This window comes from Yersinia fenwicki (assembly GCF_043099325.1).
Taxonomy (GTDB): domain Bacteria; phylum Pseudomonadota; class Gammaproteobacteria; order Enterobacterales; family Enterobacteriaceae; genus Yersinia.
This window is the reverse complement of the sequence record NZ_CP170755.1, coordinates 2,411,487-2,430,729: the sequence shown is the minus strand read 5'-3', so window position 1 is coordinate 2,430,729 and position 19,243 is coordinate 2,411,487. Positions and strand designations below refer to the sequence as shown.

The following is a 19,243-nucleotide window of genomic DNA, read 5'->3' as shown; positions in this document are numbered from 1 at the left end:
TAAGGCTGCAAAGTAAAAGAACATATAGGTGGTTTATTCCTTAGCTACAGCCATATTGATGTGAACTATATTGACTATCAACATGTGACATTAGGTTTATTTGATTTGTGCAGATGAAAAACAGTGCCAAACCGATTAGATAGGGATGAAACACAATGAGACAAAGTAAAATTGGACTGGCACTGGGAGCTGGAGCTGCAAAAGGATGGGCACACATAGGTGTCATTAATGCGCTGAAAAAAATGGACATCAAGATTGATGTCGTCGCGGGATGTTCAGTCGGTTCGTTGGTCGGAGCCGCCTACGCGAGTGATCACCTGGATGCAATGGAGCGCTGGGTACGCTCATTTAAATACTGGGATATTATCCGTTTGATGGATTTTTCGTGGCGGCGTAGCGGATTACTACGTGGAGAACGGGTTTTTAACGCGGTAAATGAAATAATCGAAGTACAAAACATTGCCGATTGCGTATTACCTTTCGGGTCTGTGGTCACAAATTTAACTACCGGGCGGGAGTTATGGCTTACTGAAGGCGATATTAAGCAGGCTATCAGGGCATCGTGTAGTATGCCGGGTTTATTTTCACCAGTATGGTTCGAGGGGTACTGGTTGGTTGATGGTGCAGTAGTCAATCCGGTTCCAATCTCTTTAGCCAGAGCAATGGGAGCAGATAGGGTTATTGCGGTTGATTTGCAGCATGATGCACATCTTATTCAGCAAGATATCCTCTCCGCCCAAGCGCCTCTTGAAGACAAGTCTGCGGATATTTCGGATAGTTGGCGTGGGCGTTTACGGACACGAATAACGAACCTATCCTCTAATCCGACGAAGAATGCGCCCAGTGCTATGGAAATAATGTCGACATCGATTCAAGTATTAGAAAATCGATTGAAACGTAATCGCATGGCCGGTGATCCTCCTGATATTCTTATTCAACCTTATTGCCCACAAATATCAATGCTGGATTTTCACCGTGCGGATGAAGCCATTGCTGCGGGGCAGTTAGCCGTAGAGAAGTGCGAGGAACAATTAAATCACCTGATAAGGCACAGATAACACAAGTTGCTGTTTGTAACATAGCGCATAACAATTTCTGACAAGCACAAACAATCATTTTGAGCCACTATTATCATTAAGGTTAGTAAGAGAAGCAGTGCATGGAAAAACCATTAGCAGGTAAAAATATATTAGTCGTTGAGGATGAAATCGTTTTTCGCTCAGTTATTGCGGGATTCCTAAGCTCACTCGGCGCGACAATTCACCAAGCGGAAAATGGGCTGGTGGCCTTGGAACAGCTAAAAATTCAGGTTCCTGACTTAATACTTTGCGATCTGGCGATGCCAGTGATGGGGGGGATTGAGTTTGCCGAGCGCTTACTACTTCAAGGAATGAAGGTTCCTATTTTAGTCATATCGGCCACCGATAAAATGACGGATATTGCTCAAGTTTTGCGCCTAGGAGTAAAAGATGTTTTGCTGAAACCGATTGTGGATTTAAATCGCTTACGTGAAGCAGTACTTGCTTGTCTTTACCCTGCATTGTTCACTTCACATGCCATCGAAGAAAGTGAACTTATTCAAGATTGGGAGGCGCTGCGTAAGAATCCTTATGACGCAGCTCAGTTATTAAAACAACTACAACCACCCGCTCAACAGACTCTTGCGAGCTGCCGCATAAATTATCGTCAATTAACTATGGTTGAGAAGCCTGGGCTAGTATTGGACATTGCCGCACTGTCCGATAAAGATTTAGCCTTTTATTGTCTGGATGTAACGAGAGCGGGAGATAATGGCATTTTGGCGGCGTTACTGTTAAGAGTATTATTCAACGAGATTCTTCAGGAGCATTTGGCGCATCAACAGCATCGTTTGCCACAGATGTCATCGTTACTCGAACAGTTGAACCAACTCCTAAGACGTACTCATTTGGATGGGCAGTTTCCTCTGCTGGTGGGTTATTACCATGTGGAGTATCAGAATCTGATACTGGTTTCTGCTGGTTTACATGCGAATGTCAATGCGGGTAAAAATCAGATTCAACTCAGTAATGGCGTGCCTTTAGGTACTTTAAAAACAACTCATCTAAATCAAATTAGTCAACGTTGTGATGCATGGCAGTGCCAGGTTTGGGGTGGGGGGAGTCGTTTACGTTTGATGCTTTCAACTAATGTATAGGTCTTACTCTGAGTTGATGGCAGAATAAAGTACCTTCACTAATCTATTGACGCTTTTGTTATCCGAAATATCGATCCTAATATAAATGGTTCTATAACGAATCTGTGAAATAAGCCTAATTTGTTTCAATCGATGTGTGCAGCCGAGATGTCTGAATTATCGGTTGATATACTTTCTCCCTTACGTTTCTTTGAAATTTTTCAACCTGCTTATTGTTCGCAGGCAATAAGGTGTATCGCCTCAGGCTAAATTAAGGTTAGTTCTTGATAATGGTCAGTTGTACGCTCCTTATTGAATTTATACTCGAGGACAGATCGAATGAAAGTTACGGTTTTTGGCATTGGTTATGTAGGGTTAGTTCAGGCCGCGGTATTGGCTGAAGTTGGCCATGATGTCCTGTGCATAGATATTGATGAGAACAAAGTTGCTGACCTACAGAACGGCCGTATCGCTATTTTCGAACCTGGATTAGCTCCGTTGGTAAAAGAAAATCATGATGAGGGTAGGCTTCGATTTTCTACAGATGCGGCAGCTGGCGTGGCGCATGCTACTATTCAATTTATTGCCGTTGGCACTCCGCCTGATGAGGACGGTGCCGCAGATTTGCAATATGTTCTTGAGGTTGCTAGTACCATTGCTAAATATATGGATACTCCCAAAGTTATTATTGATAAATCAACTGTACCTGTAGGGACCGCGGAAAAAGTGCAGCAAAGGGTACAAACTCTTCTACAGCAACGTGGGAAGCAAATAACCTTCAATGTAGTTTCCAATCCAGAGTTTTTAAAAGAGGGTGCTGCTGTAGCGGACTGTAAACGGCCTGAACGCATTGTTATTGGTATTGATACTGATGATGACAGCGTTATCGATTTAATTAGTGAGCTATACGAGCCATTTAATCGAAATCATGACCGGCTGTTAATTATGGATGTCCGTAGTGCTGAGCTGACTAAATATGCGGCAAATGGCATGTTGGCAACTAAAATCAGCTTTATGAATGAGATTGCTAATATTGCTGAAGGCGTTGGTGCTGATATCGAAAAAGTGCGGCAAGGCATTGGTTCTGATTCGCGCATTGGCTACCATTTTATTTATTCCGGTTGTGGATATGGTGGTTCTTGTTTCCCCAAAGATATCCAGGCGTTAATTCGTACAGCTGAAGGTTGTGGCTATCAGCCTCAACTGTTGCGGGCGGTGGAACAAATCAATCATCAGCAGAAATTTAAGTTGGTCGAATTTATTCAGCAGCATTTTGATTCACAACTGGCTGGGAAAACATTAGCTCTTTGGGGATTAGCATTTAAACCTAACACGGATGATATGCGAGAGGCTCCAAGCCGTATTTTAATGGAGGAGTTGTGGAAAGCTGGGGTAACTATTCAAGCTTATGATCCAGAGGCGATGGATGAAGCACAGCGAATTTATGGCGCCAGGGATGACTTAAAATTAATGGGGACAAAGGAGTCTGCATTACAAGGCGCTGATGCTTTAGTTATTTGTACTGAATGGCAGAGTTTTAGAGCACCTGATTTTGATATGATCAAGGCCCGCCTCAAGCAGCCTGTTATTTTTGATGGGCGTAATTTGTACGATCCTGAACGCTTAAATAGCCGAGGTTTTACTTATTACGGGATTGGCCGTGGTGCTTCGATTAATCGTGCGCATTAAGTGATAAAGATGGTTTTATGTGTTGGGTACAAAATTAAATTAGTTTTTGTTTTGTACCCAACTCTAATCCCCATAGGATTCAGCCACCGTAGTTTACCACTGAGTTTATCTTATATCGGAAAACGGTGGTGTCGATTGGTTTGTTATATCGATTGTTGTATTGTTATAAATTAGCAGAGCATTCTTATCGACTCTTTGTGATAGTGGTAACCGTGCGTTATTTATTGGAAATGATATGTTCAAATTGACTGTTGCTTGTCAATTGGGAGGGGTAGGGTAATTGATTGGGGTGTCGTAGAATTTTAACTCTTAAAAAGAGAGCAAAAAAATACCCCCCATATAATAGGAGGGTATTTTTATCACAATAGCTAATTAACTATCACGATTACAGCAGGAAATCATCCAGTGATTTACCTTGCTCTTCAATGGCTTTCTTGATCACTGCTGGTGTACGGCCTTGACCAGTCCAGGTTTTTTCATCGCCATTTTCATCAATGTACTTATATTTAGCAGGGCGTGCAGCACGTTTAGCTTTACCAGTAGCGGCTCTAGTAACGGCCATGGCATTCAACAATTCATTTGGATCGATACCATCTGCAATCAGCATTTCACGGTATTGCTGCAATTTACGTGTGCGTTCTTCAATTTCTGCTTGTGCCTGGGAATCTTCTTCGCGGCGTTCGTTAACGACCACTTCAAGTTTCTCTAGCATTTCTTCTAAAGTTTCAAGAGTGCATTCACGCGCTTGTGCACGCAGAGTACGGATGTTGTTAAGAATCTTTAACGCTTCGCTCATTGTCCTGGTCTCAAATTATAATTGGTGGGGGGGCGTCTGGATAATAATAGAGTGCTATTTTAATTTCTGCAATAGCCAATTTGATTAGCATACTCGAATTTACGTATTTTATTAGCGAAAAGTTGCTGCTTCCTACTAATAAATGCATTGCTCTTGTTATTATCTGAGCTGTTTTTAACGTCAATCTTCGTTTTACTCGCTAATGAGCCTACTCGTGAACATGATTCTCTTACTAAGTTATAAGTTTGCTTTATATCAATAAAGCAAAAATACGTTACTTCTCATGTTGGGATGCACAATAACTGATCATACAAACTCAGCGTGATATTGATATAGCAGCAATGACAAATTGAGTAAAAAAAGAGGTTTTCCACACTTTGTCAGATTGGGCAATATTTGTTATCACTATTTTACGAATTAATGGTGAAGCACATTACACATATCATTAATGAACCAATCGTGCGGCCTACATATCAAACACTATTGCTTTCATATCGTTCTAACCTGGTTAATGTTGAAGCAGTAATCTTTTTAGTGTATCAAAATTGTGAAATGAGTCATGTAATGTGCCTAATTATAGAGAAGCGTTTAACATGAAAGTTCTATCAGTATCATTAGCAATATCATGACTTAATATAGAAAACAGTAATATACAGGAAGTAGTCTCCCACGTGAAAATCATGAATTTGTGATAAACTGCGTACACATTGTCAATGTGACCATTTATTAGACTATTGGAGTTACGGGCCCATGGCTCAACTTTATTTTTATTATTCAGCAATGAATGCAGGCAAATCCACCGCGCTATTGCAGTCTTCTTATAACTACCAAGAGCGTGGCATGCGCACGCTGGTGTTTACCGCTGAGATTGATAATCGCTTTGGCGTCGGAACGGTCAGTTCGCGTATTGGCCTATCTTCACAAGCTCTGCTTTACAATAGCGGCACATCATTATTATCTATTATCGCCACAGAGCATCAGGAAAAACCGGTTCATTGTATTTTACTTGATGAGTGTCAGTTTCTGACCAAAGAACAGGTTCAGGAATTGTGCCAGGTAGTCGATGAATTACATATCCCTGTGTTGTGTTATGGCCTGCGCACTGATTTCCTCGGTGAGTTATTCCCCGGCAGTAAATACTTGTTGTCATGGGCCGACAAATTAGTCGAATTAAAGACGATTTGTCATTGTGGGCGCAAAGCAAACATGGTGTTACGTTTGGATGCACAAGGACGAGCAGTACACGATGGTGAGCAAGTGGTCATTGGTGGGAATGAAAGCTACGTTTCGGTTTGTCGTCGCCATTATAAAGAAGCTATTAAAGCGGCTTGTCTTCAGCAATATCCTTAAATACCCCTTAATTAGCAGCAAAACACCTCACTGGCTGTTTTATTCATGCTGTGGGGTAGTTTTGTCTTTTGTGATATTAATGCCAAATAGAACCATACAGCTCCATTCGTAGCATCTATCTGCATTGCTGAGATCTCCAAACGTTATATCTTTGACTGAGCACTTAAGTTAGGTGCTCGTGGCGGCGCGATGTTCACCGCCCTGGTACAGATGATATTGTGCTTATTCCTTATTAGCCTGTTATATCCCGATGTAAATCGCCATTGACGGGACAAAGCGAATTTAGCTCATGCAAGGTATGTATTAGGTAAGGGTAGAGACACATCGCTGCTATGGCGAATTGTGAGAGCCTGCATAAAGGTGAGTTGAGAAGAGAGTCGTTATTTGAGTGATAGTGATAAAGTGATAGCTATAAAAAGAAACCCCCAACGATTGTCGGGGGTTATATCTTCTGTTAATAACCTCATCCGTAGATAAGGTTACTCACTAAGATAGAGATTACTTTTTAGCTTTTTTCTCAGCTTTGGGTGCTGGAGCTGCTACAGCAACTTCTTCACGATCAAGCTCTTCGCTAAATTCATAGCCATAGTAAGTATCCATCAGGATCTGTTTCAGCTCAGAGATCAGTGGGTAGCGTGGATTAGCACCTGTGCACTGGTCATCGAATGCATCTTCAGACAGTTTGTCTACTTTAGCCAGGAAGTCTGCTTCTTGAACGCCCGCTTCACGAATTGACGCCGGGATGCCCAAATCAGCTTTGATTTCATCTAACCAAACCAACAATTTCTGGATTTTCTGTGCGGTACGGTCGCCCGGAGCACTCAGACCCAGATGGTCCGCAATTTCAGCATAACGACGACGCGCTTGTGGGCGGTCATACTGGCTGAAAGCAGTCTGTTTGGTTGGATTGTCATTCGCGTTATAGCGAATAACGTTAGAAATCAACATGGCGTTTGCCAGGCCGTGTGGAATGTGGAACTCTGAGCCCAGTTTATGGGCCATTGAGTGACAGACACCCAAGAAGGCGTTAGCAAAAGCGATACCGGCAATGGTCGCGGCGTTGTGAACACGTTCACGTGCAACCGGATTTTTTGCCCCTTCGTGATAACTGGCTGGCAGGAATTCTTTCAGCAGTTTCAGCGCTTGCAGAGCCTGACCGTCAGAGTATTCGTTTGCCAATACAGAAACATACGCTTCCAGAGCATGAGTCACTGCGTCCAAACCACCGAAGGCACACAGAGACTTAGGCATATTCATAACCAGGTTGGCATCTACGATTGCCATATCTGGTGTCAATGCATAGTCAGCCAATGGATATTTCTGGCCAGTCGCATCGTCGGTAACTACGGCGAATGGTGTGACTTCTGAACCGGTACCTGATGTGGTAGTGACGGCGATCATTTTCGCTTTCACACCCATTTTCGGGAACTTGTAAATACGTTTACGGATATCCATAAACCGTAATGCCAGTTCTTCGAAGTGAGTTTCAGGATGTTCGTACATCACCCACATGATTTTGGCAGCATCCATCGGTGAACCACCACCCAGCGCGATTATCACGTCTGGTTTGAAGGAGTTCATCTGCTCTGCACCTTTACGTACGATGCTCAGGGTAGGGTCTGCTTCTACTTCGAAGAAGACTTCAGTTTCGATACCGTGAGATTTCAGTACGCTGGTGATTTGATCGGCATAACCGTTGTTGAACAGGTAGCGGTCAGTCACGATGAAGGCACGTTTTGCACCGTCAGTTGCCACTTCTTCCAACGCGATAGGCAGGGAGCCACGGCGGAAGTAAATAGATTTCGGGAGTTTATGCCACAACATGTTTTCTGCTCGCTTAGCCACAGTTTTCTTGTTGATCAAGTGTTTCGGACCGACGTTTTCAGAGATGGAGTTACCACCCCAAGAACCGCAACCCAGCGTCAGAGATGGCGCTACTTTGAAGTTATACAGGTCACCGATACCACCATGAGAGGCAGGCGTGTTGATTAAGATTCGGGCAGTTTTCATTTTATCGCCGAAATACTTAACGCGCGCTGGCTGATTATCCTGGTCTGTGTACAGACAAGATGTATGGCCGATACCGCCCATTTCCACCAGTTTTTCTGCTTTTTCAACTGCGTCTTCAAAGCTCTTCGCGCGATACATTGCCAAAGTCGGAGACAGTTTTTCGTGAGCGAATGGTTCTGATTCATCAACAACTTTAACTTCGCCGATAAGAATCTTGGTATTAGCAGGCACTTTGATGCCGGCCATTTCAGCAATTTTAGTTGCTGGCTGACCCACGATAGCGGCGTTCAGGCCACCATTTTTCAGGATGATATCCTGAACAGCTTTTAGTTCTTTGCCTTGTAACAAGTAGCCACCGTGTGAAGCGAAGCGCTCACGGACAGCATCATAAGCTGAGTCAACGACGATGATGGATTGCTCTGACGCACAGATTACGCCGTTATCAAAGGTTTTAGACATCAGAATAGAGGCGACAACACGTTTGATATCTGCGGTTTCATCAACAACAACTGGCGTGTTACCTGCACCCACCCCGATAGCTGGCTTGCCAGAACTGTAAGCGGCTTTAACCATGCCTGGGCCACCGGTCGCCAGAATCAGGTTAATATCTGGGTGATGCATCAGTTGGTTAGATAACTCGACGGTAGGAGCATCAATCCAGCCAATGATATCTGCTGGCGCACCTGCTGCGATAGCGGCTTGAAGCACGATATCAGCGGCTTTATTGGTTGCGTCTTTTGCACGTGGATGTGGAGAGAATACGATACCGTTACGGGTCTTCAGGCTAATTAACGCCTTGAAAATAGCAGTAGAAGTTGGGTTGGTCGTTGGCACGATACCGCAAATCAAACCGATAGGTTCAGCGATAGTGATAGTACCAAAGGTTTTATCTTCTTCCAGAATGCCACAAGTCTTTTCATCTTTGTAAGCATTGTAAATGTATTCAGAAGCAAAGTGGTTTTTGATCACTTTATCTTCCACAATGCCCATGCCTGATTCTTCTACAGCTAATTTAGCCAGAGGAATACGGGCATCTGCAGCAGCCAGAGCTGCGGCGCGGAAGATTTTATCAACCTGCTCTTGAGTGAAGTTGGCATACTCGCGCTGGGCTTTCTTGACGCGTGCTACTAGCTCGTTAAGTTCAGCGACATTCGTTACAGCCATAATGCTCTCCTGATAATGTTAAACTCTTTTAGTAAATGAGCTGTTGAAGCAACTAGTATAGACAGGCTCAGCCAGGCTGTACTGTCAAATAGAGATAGTTTTTATATCTTACTTTCTCATTTCTTACCGCTGATTTACTGAAAGAGCTTTAGGTTCACTAGGAATAATGTGAGGGGAAAAAAGCTATTTTCAACCTTTATACTCTATTCCTTAACCGAGTTACTCTCTACCACGGCTCTGAGCTTAACTATTCCTAGGTATGTTTTTCGTGATTTAAATCACAAAATCGTCAGGCTGACACCATTCAGCAATTATTAGTTGAGAGTAATTATCATTTAAGTGAATAAAGTGAGAATTCATGACGTTAAATCAGTATTAACGCCACGGAATATTAACAATAAATACCATTTTAGTCGGAGCCAATTTATCAATCAGAAATGCTGGTTTATTCCATAGATTCCTGTGACTAATTCTATTACATTAGCGCGCATATCTACTTGAGGAATGCCCTAAGCGTGATTTTCAGTGAAAAGAACTATTGTGAGGTGTTTGGGGTCTGTAGCTGAACGGGTGACTCATAATTTGCACTGCAAATTTGCCTGGTTTAGCCGTAAGATGTGTTGTCTCGGGGCATTCGGTGTAATGGCCTGATATCTATGATGTATTTACGAGCAATTTCGCGGAGTGATGTGTGAGTCAATCTCTGTTGGACCTTTCAGGTTACATCAAGTTTTTTGTTGGCTTATTTGCGCTGGTGAACCCGGTGGGTATTTTGCCGGTATTTATCAGTATGACCAGCTATCAGGCAGCAGCAGGGCGGAATAAAACCAACCTAACAGCCAACCTGTCAGTGGCAATTATTTTGTGGATCTCTCTGTTTCTTGGCGATGCCATTCTGAAAATATTTGGTATTTCTATTGATTCATTCCGTATTGCTGGTGGGATCTTGGTGGTCAGTATTGCCATGTCAATGATCAGCGGTAAGCTTGGTGAAGACAAGCAGAACAAGCAGGAAAAAACAGAGACTGCGGTGCGTGAAAGTATTGGCGTCGTCCCATTGGCATTACCGTTAATGGCAGGGCCGGGTGCGATCAGTTCAACTATCGTTTGGAGTTCTCGCTATCACAGTTGGCAGAACTTAATTGGGTTAACTGTCGCGATTGCACTTTTTGCATTCTGTTGTTGGTTATTGTTCCGGGCTGCACCATTATTGGTTCGTTTGCTCGGTCAAACGGGTATTAACGTTATTACACGTATAATGGGCTTACTGCTGATGGCATTGGGTATCGAATTCATAGTGACCGGCATCAAAGCTATTTTCCCTGGTTTGCTTTAATCAGCATCAAGACACTTAATCAATAGCGCCCATTCATCATTGTTGAAAGGCCACCTGTCTATTACCGGTGGCCTTTTTCTTACCATGAGTATGGTATAGAAGTCTCCAGGCGTTATTTTGGTGCAAATAATGAATGAACTTTATTCTCTTGCACTCAAATGCTGCATTAATAGTTATTCTGTACAAATAATTTAGCTTAAGGCCTATTTGTTCACCTTTAATAACTTGCTGATTAACCTTCCGATTAAATTAAATACGCTATTTGTTGTTAAAATGCTCACATCATTCTGTAGGGCTTGTGCTGAATTTACCTAGATGTTATTAGTGATTACATTGCAATGAATAGGTGTTTATTCTAGCAATAGTAAAAATGTTAACTTTATGTTTCTTATCGCTGTTTTTAAACATAATTTCTGATGTGAAGTCAAAGACGTTATTATATATAAACAATAAATTCAAAGTGTTATGTCATTTTTTGAATGCTTATACAATGAGTTACCATCGTTAGTACTCGATTGAAAAAGAGAATTGCTTAACATTTCTGTAAAAATTATTGGCTTCAGATTTCGGCTTCTGTTAGCTTTCGGACAACTCCGTAACGAGAGATTTCTTGTTTTTTCAATGAAACTGACGCGCAATTTTTATTTTGGAATAGTTATTGCTAGTCGTTGTTGGCGGCAGATTGACGCAAAACCTTGAGAAAAACATCACAAGTCTCATAAAAAGGCGGTTAGAAATGCAAATAAAGTTTAAACAGCGACCACTGGCAATAATTGGCACTATTTTGAGTTTATCTTTTTCAGCTGGATCAATGGCAGTAGCGGTTCCTCCGGGCGTAGAATTAGCGCAAGATCAGAGTATTACTATTAATAATGGCTCCGAAGTTGCGTCTTTAGATCCACATAAGGTCGAGGGAAATCCTGAAACCAATATTATTATGAATCTACTGGAAGGGCTGGTGAGTAATGATGCGAATGGTCATATCATTCCGGCCGTCGCAAGTCGTTGGGATAATGAAGGCTATAAAGTCTGGACTTTCTATTTACGTGATGACGCGGTGTGGAATGATGGCACACCAGTCACAGCACGGGACTTTGTTTATAGTTGGCAGCGTTTGGCAAATCCTAAAATAGGCTCTCCGTACGCCAGTTATTTACAGTATGCCCAAATTGAGAATGTTGATGCGGTGCTAAAAGGTGTCAAAAAGCCAGATGAATTAGGGGTAAAAGCATTAGATAGCAAAACGTTGCAAGTTACGTTATCCGAACCTGTTCCTTACTTTATTAGCATGTTGTCACACACATCAATGAAGCCGGTTAAGCGTGATGTTGTTGAGAAATATGGCGATAAATGGACGCTGCCACAAAATTTTGTCGGTAATGGAGCCTATAAATTAAAAGACTGGGTGGTGAATGAGCGTATTGTGCTCGAACGCAGTCCGAATTATTGGAATAATAAAGAAACTGTCATCAATAAAGCGACTTTCTTACCGATCAGTTCTGAAGTGAGTGATATCAATCGCTACCGTAGCGGTGAAATTGATATTACCAATAGCGCCATTCCTCCCAATCTGTTTGCCAAAATGAAAAAAGACCTGCCAGCACAGGTTCATGTGAGCCCGTATCTTTGTACTTTTTATTACGAAATTAATAACGAAAAAGCGCCGTTCACTGATGCGAGGGTCAGAACAGCAATTAAGTTGACGCTGGATCGCGATATTATTGCCACCAAAATTATGGGGCAAGGGCAGATTCCTGCTTATGGCTTTACCCCAACTTTTACAGAGGGCGCAAATTTTGTTTTACCTGAATGGGCTAGTTGGCCGCAGGAAAAACGTAATACCGAGGCGAAGAAGTTACTTGCTGAAGCCGGTTTTAATGCTGAAAACCCATTAAGATTTAATTTGCTCTACAACACCTCAGATCAAAATAAACAACAGGCTATTGCTGCAGCATCCATGTGGCAAAAAAATCTCGGTGCTACTGTTACCTTACAGAATCAGGAATGGAAAACATCGTTAGAAAGTCGCCATCAAGGCCAGTTTGATGTCGCCAGAGCAACCTGGTGTGGCGATTACAACGAACCAACAGCATTCCTCAATATGCTGTTATCAGACAGCAGTAATAATACCTTCTTCTATAAAAACCCAGAGTTTGATGCGTTATTAGCCAAAACGTTGGCGGCGCCTGATGTTAAAGCCCGTACCGCTTTGTACCAGCAAGCAGAGAATTTGTTAGATAAAGATTCGGCGATGGTACCGGTATATTACCGTGTCAGTGTGCGGCTTATTAGGCCAACCGTGGGTGGATATAGTGGTAAAGATCCACAAGATTTAATTGATTTAAAAAATCTTTATATCCGTAAGATACAGTAGTCAGAAATAGAGTTTCTAGTAAGAAGTCGTGTCATAAAGTATTTAGGAAAACAAATAGGGTATTAGGGATGTATAACACAGTACGAATTTTGGTCTGGTGTTAATACATATAGGGTATTACATGGCCGGATTCGTTCCCCGCGCGATGTAATTGATAAATGCCTTTTAAAGGTGAAGCTCGCCTGACTATAGGGCGATGCAATAATAAAAACTGGAGTGAATATAAGCATGACCAACATCACGAAAAAAAATCTCCTGGCCGCAGGCATTGTAGCTGCCTTGGGTATGACGGTTGTAGGAAATACATTTGCAGCCAATGTACCTGCAGGTGTGCAACTGGCGGAGAAGCAAGTTTTAGTTCGCAATAACGGTTCCGAGCCTCAATCATTAGACCCACATAAAATCGAAGGTGTACCTGAATCAAACATCTCTCGTGATCTGTTAGAAGGGTTGGTTATTAATGATCCTAACGGCAAGATCCTGCCTGGTGTAGCTGAAAGCTGGGACAATAAAGACTTTAAAGTGTGGACATTCCATCTGCGTAAAGATGCTAAATGGTCAAATGGTGACCCTGTAACGGCACAAGACTTTGTTTATAGCTGGCAGCGCTTGTCTGATCCTAAAACTGTTTCTCCTTATGCAAGCTATGTGCAATATGCGCATATCGCTAATATCGACGATATTATCACCGGTAAAAAATCACCTGACACCTTGGGCGTGAAAGCGCTGGATGGCCATACTTTAGAAGTGACGCTGAGTGAGCCAGTTCCTTATTTGGAAAAATTGTTAGCTCATCCTTCTATGTCTCCGGTGAACAAAACAGTTATTGAGAAGTTTGGCGAGAAGTGGACGCAGCCACAAAACTTTGTCGGTAACGGTGCCTATAAACTTAAGGATTGGATTGTTAACGAGCGTATCGTGTTAGAGCGCAGCCCAACATATTGGGATAATGCGAAGACCGTTATTAACCAGGTTACTTACCTGCCAATCTCCTCTGAAGTGACTGACGTTAACCGCTATCGTAGCGGCGAAATCGACATGACTTACAACAACATGCCGATTGAATTATTCCAGAAACTGAAAAAAGAGATCCCGCAAGAAGTGCATGTCGACCCATACCTGTGCACCTATTACTACGAAATTAACAACCAAAAAGCACCATTCACCGATGCCCGTGTCCGTGAAGCCCTGAAGCTGGGTATGGATCGCGATATCATTGTCAACAAAGTGAAAAACCAAGGTGATTTACCGGCTTATGGTTTCACCCCACCATATACCAGTGGTGCCGAGTTGACACCGCCAGAATGGTTTAGTTGGACACAAGAAAAACGTAATGAAGTGGCTAAAAAGTTGCTGGCTGAAGCTGGTTACACTAAAGATAAACCACTGACATTCAACCTGTTATACAACACTTCTGATCTGCATAAGAAACTGGCCATCGCGGCGGCATCTATCTGGAAGAAAAACTTGGGTGTCGACGTGAAGTTAGAGAATCAAGAGTGGAAAACCTTCCTTGATAGCCGCCATCAAGGGACTTTCGATGTCGCTCGTGCCGGCTGGTGCGCTGACTATAACGAACCTTCTTCATTCCTGAACATGATGTTATCTGACAGCAGCAACAACACTGTCCATTATAAGAGCCCGGCGTTTGATAAGCTGATTGGTGATACGCTGAAAGTTCAAACCGAGAAAGAACGTGCCGGTTTGTACCAACAAGCTGAAGTCCTGCTGGATAAAGACTCTGCAATTGTACCGTTGTTCTATTACGTGAATGCCCGTTTAGTGAAACCTTATGTCGGCGGTTATACCGGCAAAGATCCACTGGATAATATGCACGTTAAAGATCTTTATATTATCAAGCACTAATATTATAAGGGCAGCCGGTAGGTAATAGGCTGCCCTTTTTGCTTTGAAATATAAAGTCGCAGTAAGAGGCTAAAGGTACAGGCAATGTTAAAATTTATTCTACGCCGCTGTCTGGAAGCGATTCCGACACTTTTTATTTTGATTACCATCTCATTCTTCATGATGCGTCTCGCTCCCGGCAGCCCATTCACTGGCGAACGTAATCTTCCACCCGAAGTGATGGCGAATATTGAGGCGAAATATCACCTCAATGACCCAATTTATAAACAGTATTTCAATTATTTGGGTCAACTGGCGCAAGGTGATCTTGGGCCTTCATTCAAATACAAAGACTACACAGTCAATGAGTTGGTCTCGGCTTCGTTTCCAGTTTCAGCAAAACTTGGGCTTGCGGCATTCCTACTGGCGGTAATATTAGGTGTCAGTGCCGGAGTTATTGCTGCGCTGAACCAAAATACCAAGTGGGATTATACCGTCATGGGGTTTGCCATGACCGGAGTGGTTATCCCGAGTTTCGTTGTTGCCCCTCTGTTAGTACTGGTCTTTGCCATTATATTAAAATGGTTACCCGGTGGTGGTTGGAACGGCGGTGCACCGAAATTTATTATTTTGCCGATGGTGGCGCTGTCATTGGCTTATATCGCCAGTATCGCGCGTATTACCCGTGGCTCAATGATTGAAGTTCTGCATTCTAACTTTATTCGTACTGCACGGGCTAAGGGTTTGCCACTGCGAACGATTGTATTACGTCATGCATTAAAGCCTGCATTGTTACCTGTCTTATCCTATATGGGGCCGGCATTTGTTGGCATTATCACCGGCTCAATGGTTATTGAAACCATTTTTGGTTTGCCGGGTATTGGTCAGTTGTTTGTCAACGGAGCGTTAAACCGCGATTACTCACTGGTCCTTAGTCTGACCATCTTGGTAGGCGCATTAACCATTTTATTCAATGCGATTGTTGACGTGTTATATGCCGTTATCGATCCGAAAATCCGTTACTAACACTGGAGCACGCCAATTATGTTGAGCAAGAAAAATAGCGAAGCTCTGGAAGTTTTCAGTGAAAAACTGGAAGTTGAGGGGCGTAGCCTTTGGCAGGATGCCCGCCGTCGCTTTGTTCATAACCGCGCGGCGATCACCAGTTTGGTGATCCTGATGTTAATTACTTTATTTGTGATTTTTGCCCCGATGTTAGCTCAGTTTTCCTATGCCGATACTGACTGGGGCATGATGTCAGCGGCACCCGATATTGAATCCGGACACTACTTTGGTACGGATTCATCTGGTCGCGACTTATTGGTGCGCGTGGCGATTGGTGGACGTATCTCATTGATGGTGGGGGTTGCTGCGGCCTTGGTTGCCGTGGTGGTTGGCACGTTGTATGGTTCGTTATCAGGCTATCTGGGTGGAAAAGTCGACTCACTGATGATGCGTTTCCTGGAAATTCTTAACTCATTTCCCTTCATGTTCTTCGTCATTTTGCTGGTGACTTTTTTTGGTCAGAATATTTTACTGATATTTGTCGCGATCGGTATGGTGTCCTGGCTAGATATGGCACGTATTGTGCGCGGGCAGACATTAAGTCTGAAACGTAAAGAGTTCATCGAAGCTGCGTTGGTGGGCGGTGTTTCCACGCGTAATATTGTGTTGCGCCATATCGTACCAAACGTGTTGGGCGTGGTTGTGGTATACGCCTCGTTACTGGTTCCTAGCATGATTTTGTTTGAATCATTCCTGAGCTTCTTAGGGTTAGGGACGCAAGAGCCGTTGAGCAGTTGGGGCGCATTACTCAGTGATGGTGCCAACTCGATGGAAGTTTCTCCTTGGTTATTGATGTTTCCTGCCGGTTTCTTGGTAGTCACACTGTTTTGTTTCAACTTTATCGGCGATGGCTTACGTGATGCCCTCGACCCGAAAGATCGCTGAGGAGTAGCACTATGACGACTATTGATAATCAGTCTGCTGTTCAGCAAAACCTGCTGTTGGATGTCAAAGACTTGACCGTTACATTTGGCACACCCGACGGTGATGTTACCGCGGTAAACGCGCTTAATTTTGACCTACGTGCTGGTGAAACGCTTGGTATTGTGGGCGAGTCAGGGTCCGGTAAATCCCAAACAGCATTTGCATTGATGGGTCTGCTGGCCAGTAATGGCCGGATAGGGGGATCGGCGAAGTTTAATGGCCGTGAGATCCTGAATTTACCCGAAAAGCAGTTGAACCGTTTACGGACAGAAGAGATCTCGATGATCTTCCAAGACCCAATGACCTCACTGAATCCTTATATGCGCGTGGGTGAGCAGCTCATGGAAGTGCTGCAATTGCATAAAAAGATGAGTAAGAGTGAGGCCTTTGAAGAGTCAATTCGTATGCTTGATGCGGTAAAAATGCCCGAAGCGCGTAAGCGTATGCGTATGTATCCACATGAATTTTCAGGAGGAATGCGTCAGCGCGTGATGATAGCTATGGCGTTACTGTGCCGTCCTAGACTCTTGATTGCGGATGAACCGACAACAGCACTGGATGTGACTGTTCAGGCTCAAATCATGACGTTGTTGAATGAACTTAAGAATGAGTTTAATACGGCGATTATTATGATTACCCATGACCTTGGGGTGGTTGCCGGTATTTGTAATAAAGTCCTGGTGATGTATGCGGGTCGAACTATGGAATATGGGCAGGCTCGGGATGTGTTTTATCACCCAAGTCACCCTTATTCTATTGGTCTACTGAATGCAGTACCTCGCCTTGATGCTGAAGGCGAATCTCTCATGACTATTCCGGGTAATCCACCCAACTTACTGCGTTTGCCGAAAGGGTGCCCATTCCAGCCTCGTTGCCAGTATGCAATGGAACGCTGTAGCACCGCTCCAGCATTAGAGCATTTTGGTGATGGCCGTTTACGTGCCTGCTACAAGCCAGTAGGGGAATTAGTATGAATGCCATGACAGAGAAAAAAGTATTGCTAGAAGTGGCTGACCTGAAAGTCCATTTTGATATTCAGGATGGTAAACAGTGGTTCTGGCAGCCGTCAAAAACCCTCAAAGCTGTTGATGGTGTCACCTTGCGTTTGTACGAAGGTGAAACCTTAGGTGTGGTGGGCGAGTCTGGTTGCGGTAAATCAACTTTTGCCCGCGCTATTATTGGTTTGGTGAAAGCGACTAGCGGCAGTGTGGCATGGTTAGGTAAAGATTTACTTAACATGAGTGATGCGCAGTGGCGTGAGACGCGTAGCGATATTCAGATGATATTCCAGGACCCACTGGCATCATTAAATCCGCGAATGACTATCGGTGAAATCATTGCTGAACCACTGCGGACTTATCATCCCAAAATGCCGCGTCAGGAAGTTAAAGATAAAGTCAAAGCCATGATGCTGAAGGTGGGTTTACTGCCTAACTTAATTAACCGTTATCCTCATGAATTCTCGGGTGGTCAGTGCCAACGTATTGGTATTGCTCGCGCATTGATTCTAGAACCGAAACTGGTTATTTGCGATGAGCCAGTATCAGCACTTGATGTGTCAATTCAGGCGCAAGTGGTCAACCTGTTGCAGCAATTACAACGTGAAATGGGGCTGTCACTGATTTTTATTGCACATGATCTGGCGGTGGTAAAACATATTTCTGATCGAGTATTAGTGATGTATCTGGGGCATGCGGTAGAGCTTGGTACTTATGATGAGGTTTACCATAATCCTCAGCATCCCTATACCAAAGCATTGATGTCGGCCGTGCCTATCCCAGACCCAGATAAAGAAAGGGCGAAAGTGATTCAGTTACTGGAGGGGGAATTACCGTCACCAATTAATCCGCCATCTGGCTGTGTTTTTCGTACTCGCTGCCCAATAGCTGGGCCAGAGTGTGCAAAAACCCGCCCATTATTGGAAGGGAGCTTTCGCCATGCGGTTTCTTGTCTGAAGGTCGACCCGCTTTGATGCCCTTATTCAGATATTAATAGTCTGATAGCAAAAATCCCCGCCAGATAAATCAGCGGGGATTTTTTATTGGATATAATACATAAGCGACAAATATCAGTTTGATCAAGCTGCTGTCTAAGCTAAGCAGGTGATGGGGCGCTTGTTACTCTTTCCACAAGATATGGCAAAGTTTATGATCTTTTTCACGGCACAGTAGAACACGAGCAAACACATCGTTTATCTCTTCACCATCGCTATCAGCCAGGCCAATGACAACTTCGGCGAAAAAGTCCGGATTTAAATCAAAATCGACATGTTCTTGCCAATCTTCGGCTGGATCAAATAACTCAGCACCACCGCGCTCTTCAAACTGAAGGTTAAACAGTAAAATATCTGCTGGATCGAGGTTATCACCTGCCAGTTCCAGAAAAATATCGTAAGCCTGTTCCAGTGTTTCATCTTCAGTCAGGCGATTATTAAGGTCCATTTGCAGATTCCCATTTGTCATTTACAGATTGCGCTCATTAAAACACTCTCTATGCTGCTTTTACAATTATTATGCTATTGAAAGCGAATAACTC

Annotated in this window: 14 protein-coding genes; 11 read left to right on the top strand and 3 right to left on the bottom strand. The window is 43.4% G+C overall.

The window, feature by feature from the left end:
* Positions 1–155 precede the first annotated feature (155 nt).
* From rssA to ACF3VQ_RS11185, 3 genes are all read left to right on the top strand, one after another.
* The gene (gene rssA / locus ACF3VQ_RS11195) at positions 156–1,058 is read left to right on the top strand and encodes a patatin-like phospholipase RssA (protein WP_392430829.1); all 903 of its coding nucleotides are present in this window, start codon (positions 156–158) and stop codon (positions 1,056–1,058) included.
* Between the two features lie 101 nt (positions 1,059–1,159).
* Entirely contained in the window at positions 1,160–2,176 is a 1,017-nt protein-coding gene (gene rssB, locus ACF3VQ_RS11190; RefSeq protein WP_392430827.1) for a two-component system response regulator RssB, read from the top strand.
* 318 nt (positions 2,177–2,494) lie between these two features.
* On the top strand, positions 2,495–3,844 hold the full coding sequence (locus ACF3VQ_RS11185; protein WP_392430825.1) for a UDP-glucose dehydrogenase family protein: 1,350 nt from the start codon (positions 2,495–2,497) through the stop codon (positions 3,842–3,844).
* Between the two features lie 385 nt (positions 3,845–4,229).
* Here ACF3VQ_RS11185 and hns read toward each other — a convergent pair whose 3' ends face one another.
* Positions 4,230–4,640: a histone-like nucleoid-structuring protein H-NS gene (gene hns, locus ACF3VQ_RS11180; protein WP_392430822.1), complete on the bottom strand. Its 411-nt coding sequence runs from the start codon at positions 4,638–4,640 to the stop codon at positions 4,230–4,232.
* Positions 4,641–5,390: 750 nt separating this feature from the next.
* On the opposite strand from hns, the gene ACF3VQ_RS11175 reads away from it, so the two are divergent.
* Positions 5,391–5,990, top strand: a complete 600-nt coding sequence (locus ACF3VQ_RS11175; protein ID WP_392430819.1) for a thymidine kinase — start codon at positions 5,391–5,393, stop codon at positions 5,988–5,990.
* 498 nt (positions 5,991–6,488) lie between these two features.
* On the opposite strand, the gene adhE is transcribed toward ACF3VQ_RS11175, so the two are convergent.
* Positions 6,489–9,164 (bottom strand): bifunctional acetaldehyde-CoA/alcohol dehydrogenase, encoded by a 2,676-nt coding sequence (gene adhE / locus ACF3VQ_RS11170; protein ID WP_392430816.1) that lies wholly within the window; start codon positions 9,162–9,164, stop codon positions 6,489–6,491.
* A 691-nt stretch (positions 9,165–9,855) separates the two neighbouring features.
* Between adhE and ACF3VQ_RS11165 the strand changes: the two genes are divergently transcribed.
* From ACF3VQ_RS11165 to oppF, 7 genes are all read left to right on the top strand, one after another.
* Positions 9,856–10,500 carry a YchE family NAAT transporter gene (locus ACF3VQ_RS11165; protein WP_392430813.1) on the top strand — a complete coding sequence of 215 codons (645 nt, stop codon included), beginning with the start codon at positions 9,856–9,858 and terminating at the stop codon, positions 10,498–10,500.
* A 736-nt stretch (positions 10,501–11,236) separates the two neighbouring features.
* Positions 11,237–12,874: an ABC transporter substrate-binding protein gene (locus tag ACF3VQ_RS11160; RefSeq protein WP_392430811.1), complete on the top strand. Its 1,638-nt coding sequence runs from the start codon at positions 11,237–11,239 to the stop codon at positions 12,872–12,874.
* A gap of 228 nt (positions 12,875–13,102) precedes the next feature.
* Positions 13,103–14,740, top strand: coding sequence for an oligopeptide ABC transporter substrate-binding protein OppA (gene oppA / locus ACF3VQ_RS11155; protein ID WP_392430809.1), 1,638 nt, complete (start codon positions 13,103–13,105; stop codon positions 14,738–14,740).
* Positions 14,741–14,824: 84 nt separating this feature from the next.
* Entirely contained in the window at positions 14,825–15,745 is a 921-nt protein-coding gene (gene oppB / locus ACF3VQ_RS11150; protein WP_392430807.1) for an oligopeptide ABC transporter permease OppB, read from the top strand.
* A gap of 15 nt (positions 15,746–15,760) precedes the next feature.
* Entirely contained in the window at positions 15,761–16,669 is a 909-nt protein-coding gene (oppC, locus tag ACF3VQ_RS11145; RefSeq protein WP_392435539.1) for an oligopeptide ABC transporter permease OppC, read from the top strand.
* 11 nt (positions 16,670–16,680) lie between these two features.
* Positions 16,681–17,682 carry an ABC transporter ATP-binding protein gene (locus ACF3VQ_RS11140; protein WP_392430804.1) on the top strand — a complete coding sequence of 334 codons (1,002 nt, stop codon included), beginning with the start codon at positions 16,681–16,683 and terminating at the stop codon, positions 17,680–17,682.
* The gene (gene oppF, locus ACF3VQ_RS11135; RefSeq protein ID WP_005164170.1) at positions 17,679–18,680 is read left to right on the top strand and encodes a murein tripeptide/oligopeptide ABC transporter ATP binding protein OppF; all 1,002 of its coding nucleotides are present in this window, start codon (positions 17,679–17,681) and stop codon (positions 18,678–18,680) included. The genes ACF3VQ_RS11140 and oppF overlap by 4 nt, the downstream gene beginning before the upstream one ends.
* Before the next feature lie 145 nt (positions 18,681–18,825).
* On the opposite strand, the gene ACF3VQ_RS11130 is transcribed toward oppF, so the two are convergent.
* Entirely contained in the window at positions 18,826–19,155 is a 330-nt protein-coding gene (locus ACF3VQ_RS11130) for an HI1450 family dsDNA-mimic protein (RefSeq protein WP_196333107.1), read from the bottom strand.
* Between the last annotated feature and the right edge of the window lie 88 nt (positions 19,156–19,243).